This window comes from Rhizobacter sp., from assembly GCF_035702065.1.
Classification (GTDB): domain Bacteria; phylum Pseudomonadota; class Gammaproteobacteria; order Burkholderiales; family Burkholderiaceae_C; genus Rhizobacter.
On record NZ_DASSRA010000435.1, the window covers coordinates 1 to 4,937 of the forward strand.

Genomic DNA, 4,937 nt, shown 5'->3' on the forward strand with positions numbered 1-4,937 from the left:
GAGGGTGCGGCGCAGGTCGCGCGCGCTGTCGGCCACGTCGAGGTCGGCGCCGGCGCCGCCCCGGTCGGGGCGCACCCAGCCCGGATGCAGTGCGACGCAAATGGCCTTGCCGGCCAGCGCGAGCGACGCGTCCTTCAGCACCGAGTTCACCGCCGCCTTGGAGGCGCGGTAGAGCCAACCGCCGGGGTTGGCACGCAGGCCCATCGAGCCCATGCGCGATGAGATCACGCCCAGGCGCGCGCCTTCGGCGAGCGCGTCGGCCAGCTGCGGGATCACGCGCATCGGGCCGAGCACGTTGGTGTGCATCACGGCGTCGAAGTCGGGTTGGCCCGGGGGCGACAGCGCGTCCAGGTCGCGCGGGCCGAGCACGCCGGCGTTGACGATGGCAATGTCGAAGCGCGCCCCGTCGATCTGCCAGGCCAGCCCGGACGCGCTCTTGGCATCGGCCACGTCCAGCGCCAGGGCCTGCGCGCCCAGCTCGCGCAGGTGCGCCAGGGCGGCTTCGCTGCGCGCCGTGGCGGTGACCTGCGCGCCCTCGGCGCGGTATTGGCGAACCAGTTCGAGGCCGATGCCGCGCGAGGCACCGATGACGATCACATGCGGCATGGTCAGAACAGTTCCACCGCCAGGGCCGTGGCCTCGCCGCCGCCGATGCACAGCGCCGCGACGCCGCGCTTGCTGCCCTGCTTGCGCAAGGCCCCCAGCAAGGTGACCACGATGCGCGCACCGCTGGCCCCGATGGGGTGGCCCAGCGCACAGGCGCCGCCGTGCACGTTGACCTTCTCGTGCGGCAACTGGTGGTCCTTCATGGCTGCCAGCGTCACCGCGGCGAAGGCTTCATTGATCTCCCACAGGTCCACGTCGCGCGCACTCCAGCCGGTCTTCTTGAGCAGCTTGTCGATGGCACCCACCGGCGCGGTGGTGAACCACTCAGGCGCCTGCGCATGCACCGCGTGGCCCACGATGCGGGCCAGCGGCTGCGCGCCCAGCTGCCGCGCGGTGGACTCGCGCATCAGCACCAGCGCCGAGGCCCCGTCGGAGATGCTGGACGAGGTGGCGGCGGTGATGCTGCCGTCTTTCTTGAATGCGGGCTTGAGGCCGGGGATCTTGTCGAGCTTGGCCTTGAAGGGCTGCTCGTCGCGGGCGATCTTGACGTCGCCACCCTTGCCCGCCACGCCGACCGGGGCGATTTCCCAGTCGAAGCTGCCGTCGGTGTTGGCCTTCAGCGCACGCTCGGTGGAAGCCACCGCGAAGGCGTCCATGGCCTCGCGCGTGAAGCCGTACTTGGACACGCAGTTCTCGGCGAACACCCCCATGGCCTTGCCGCGCTCGTAGGCGTCCTCCAGGCCATCGAGGGCCATGTGGTCGTACAGCATCGCGGCGCCGTACTTCACGCCCTTGCGCACGAAGCTGAGATGCGGCGCGTTGGTCATGCTCTCCATGCCGCCGGCCACCACCACGCCGGCGCTGCCGGCGACCAGCATGTCGTGCCCGAACATCATGGCGCGCATGCCCGAGCCGCACATCTTGGACAAGGTCACGGCGCCGGCGCTGTCGGGCAGGCCGGCCTTGCGCGCGGCCTGGCGCGCCGGGGCCTGGCCCTGGCCGGCCATCAGGCAGTTGCCCATCAGCACTTCATCGACGGCATCGCCGGGCACGCCGGCCCGCTGCACCGCGGCCTGGATGGCCACGGCCCCCAGCTCCCAAGCCTGCAATGAAGAAAAATCGCCCAGGAGGCCGCCGATGGGCGTGCGGGCTGCGGACACGATGACGATGGATTCGGCCATGATTGGTCTCCTGAATTGACGAAGGGGCGGCGCATCACGAAGGAACGAGCAAAGGCGTGCCGCGCTCCTCCTGCACGACGCGCTTGATGTAAGACTGGAACGCAGGGTCTTCACCCCGCAGCAGCAAGGGCAAGGCGCTGACGAAATTGTCGCGCCGGCACCATTCGCGCATGTAGTCGTCCCACGAATTCCAGCGCCGCCGCTCGGTGCCCGCCATGTCTTCCTTGTAGGCCACCAGGTAGGCCCGCTCGAACAGCGACACCAGCATGTCGAAGATCAGCAGCGTGCGCTCGTTCTGGTCGGGCGTGGGGCTGGGCAGCGGCGTGTTGGTGCGCAACTGCAGGTCGGAGTTGGACAGCACGACCTTGAGGAACTCGTTGTACTCGTTCGAGAGCATCTGGTAGGCCTCTTCCTCCTCGTTCTCGCGCTCGCGGCGCTGCTCGTAGAGGAACACGCCGATGGCAAAGGGCAGGCCCACCACCGTGACGACGAAGCTGGCCAGCTCCAGGGCTTCTTTCCATTCGGGGAATGTCACGCCATGCCTTTCACCGGCCAGGCCGTGGCCGTGTGCGCAAGGGAGCGCCTGCGCTGGTGCGCAAAGCGCTTCTCGGTGTCGTAGGGGAACACGTCCTGCACGTGGCCGGCGGCGATGCGGGCCTGGTGGGCCTGCCAGAACGAGGCGTCCAGCAGGTCGGCATGGTGGCGCATGAAGATCTCGCGCACCTGCGGGTTGCCCAGCAGGAAGGGCTCGAAGGTCTCGGGGAACACGTCCTTGGGACCAACCTGGTACCAGATCTCCCCGGACATTTCTTCCTCCTCGGTGCGCGGCGCCGGCACGCGGCGGAAGTTGCAGTCGGTGAGGTATTCGATCTCGTCGTAGTCGTAGAACACCACCTTGCCCTGGCGCGTGACGCCGAAGTTCTTCCACAGCATGTCGCCGGGAAAGATGTTGGCGGCGACAAGGTCCTTGATGGCATTGCCGTACTCGATGACCGCGTGCTCCACCTGCGCCGGCGTGGCCTCCTGCAGGAAGATGTTCAGCGGCACCATGCGCCGCTCGATGTAGAGGTGGCGGATCACGAGCACCTCGCCGTCGTCCTCGACCAGGCTGCCGCAGAAGTGCTTGAGTTCGGCGATCAGCTCGTCCTCGAAACGGTAGCGCGGAAACGCCACGTCACTGTATTCCAGCGTATCGGCCATGCGGCCGACACGGTCATGCTGCTTGACCAGCAGGTACTTGCTCTTGATGAGTTCGCGCGTGGTGTCCTTGGGCGCGGGGTAGAAGTCCTTGATGACCTTGAACACGTACGGGAACGACGGCAGGTCGAACACCATCATCACCATGCCCTTGATGCCGGGGGCGATGCGGAACATGTCGCCGCTGTGGCGCAGGTGGTGCAGGAAGTCGCGGTAGAACAGGTTCTTGCCGTGCTTCTGCAGGCCCAGGGCGTTGTACAGCTCGGCGCGCGGCTTGCGCGGCATCAGCGAGCGCAGGAACTGCACGTAGGCCGAGGGCGTCTCCATGTCCACCATGAAGTAGGTGTGGGCGAAGCTGAAGATGAGCTGCAGGTCATCCTCGCCGAACAGCGCCGCATCCACCGCAAGCTTCCCCTGCGGCGTGTGCACGATGGGCAGCGCGAAGGGCCGTTCGCGGAAGCCGTTGATGACCTTGCCCACCACGTAGGAGCCCTTGTTGCGGAAGAACAGCGAGCTGAGCACCTGCACCTGGAAGTTGGTGCGCAGCCGGTACTCGCCCAGTTCCTTGCGCAGCACCGCCAGCACCAGCTCCACGTCGCGGCCCAGGTCCTCGAACTCGCGTTCGAGCTGGAAGTTGGTGATGATGCGCAGGCAGGTCTCGCGCAGCGTCTCGCGGGTGGGGTAGTAGGCGCGGTAGGTGGGCAGCGACGCCGGCTCGGTGTTCTCGATGTACTCGGTGCTGACCGCCGGCCGCACGAAGATGAAGTCGTTGCGGAAGTAGTGCCGGTGCAGAATCTTGGTGGTGACCGAGTTGAAGAAGGTCTCGGCCAGCTCGGGCTGGTGGTGGTCGATCAAGAGGCCGATGTAGTGCAGCTTGACCTGCTGCCAGGTGTCGGCCGGCAGCTGCCCGGCCTGGAACTCCTGCTGCAGCCGCTCGACGGCCTCGTCCACGCGCCGGTCGTAGAACTCGATGCGCTCGCGCTGCGCGCGCTGCTGGCCATGCCAGTCGCAGGCCTCGAAGCGCTGCTTGGCGGCGCGGCTGGTGGCGCGGAACAGGCGGTAGTGCTTGTCGAAGCCATCGCGCATGGCCTGCGCGATGGCGAAGGCGCGGCCGTCGTCGAGCTGGTGGGGGAACATGGCGGGAGTTTGCCAGGGCGGGCCGGGAGGCCTACATCGTCTCCGCAAACAACTCCCGCCCGATCAGCATGCGCCGGATCTCCGAGGTCCCGGCGCCGATCTCGTACAGCTTGGCGTCGCGCCACAGCCGGCCCAGCGGGTAGTCGTTGATGTAGCCGTTGCCGCCGAAGATCTGGATGCCCTCCCCCGCCATCCAGGTGGCCTTCTCGGCGCACCAGAGGATCACGCTGGCGCAGTCCTTGCGCACCTGGCGCACGTGTTCGCTGCCCAGCTTGTCGAGGTTCTTGCCGATGGTGTAGAGGAACGAGCGCCCCGCCTGCAGCACGGTGTACATGTCGGCCAGCTTGCCCTGGATGAGCTGGAACTCGCCGATGGCCTGGCCGAACTGCTTGCGATCGTGGATGTAGGGCACCACCTCGTCCATCACGGCCTGCATCAGGCCCACGGGCCCGGCGGCCAGCACGGCGCGCTCGTAGTCCAGCCCGCTCATCAGCACCTTGGCGCCGCCGTTCAGCGCGCCCAGCACGTTGGCGGCCGGCACCTCCACGTTGTTGAACACCATCTCGCCGGTGTGGCTGCCGCGCATGCCCAGCTTGTCGAGCTTCTGCGCGGTGGAGAACCCGGGCATGCCCTTCTCGACGATGAAGGCCGTCACGCCGCGGGCGCCCAGCTGCGGCTCGGTCTTGCCGTACACCACCATCACGTCGGCGTCGGGGCCATTGGTGATCCACATCTTGGTGCCGTTGAGCACGTACACGCCGCCCCGCTCTTCGGCCTTCAGCTTCATGCCGATCACGTCGCTGCCGGCGCCCGGCT

At 67.6% G+C, this 4,937-nt stretch carries 5 protein-coding genes; all 5 read right to left on the reverse strand.

The features are described from left to right. On the reverse strand, window positions 1-606 hold a 606-nt coding region (locus VFL64_RS19140), incomplete at its 3' end, for an SDR family NAD(P)-dependent oxidoreductase (RefSeq protein ID WP_489541976.1). A gap of 2 nt (window positions 607-608) precedes the next feature. Next, on the reverse strand, window positions 609-1,787 hold the full coding sequence (locus tag VFL64_RS19145) for an acetyl-CoA C-acyltransferase (RefSeq protein ID WP_489541977.1): 1,179 nt from the start codon (window positions 1,785-1,787) through the stop codon (window positions 609-611). Window positions 1,788-1,821: 34 nt separating this feature from the next. After that, entirely contained in the window at window positions 1,822-2,322 is a 501-nt protein-coding gene (locus tag VFL64_RS19150) for a hypothetical protein (RefSeq protein ID WP_489541978.1), read from the reverse strand. Next, on the reverse strand, window positions 2,319-4,121 hold the full coding sequence (gene aceK, locus VFL64_RS19155) for a bifunctional isocitrate dehydrogenase kinase/phosphatase (RefSeq protein ID WP_489541979.1): 1,803 nt from the start codon (window positions 4,119-4,121) through the stop codon (window positions 2,319-2,321). Before aceK ends, VFL64_RS19150 begins: the two co-directional genes overlap by 4 nt. Window positions 4,122-4,152: 31 nt before the next feature. Beyond that, on the reverse strand, window positions 4,153-4,937 hold a 785-nt coding region (locus VFL64_RS19160; RefSeq protein ID WP_489541980.1), incomplete at its 5' end, for an acyl-CoA dehydrogenase family protein.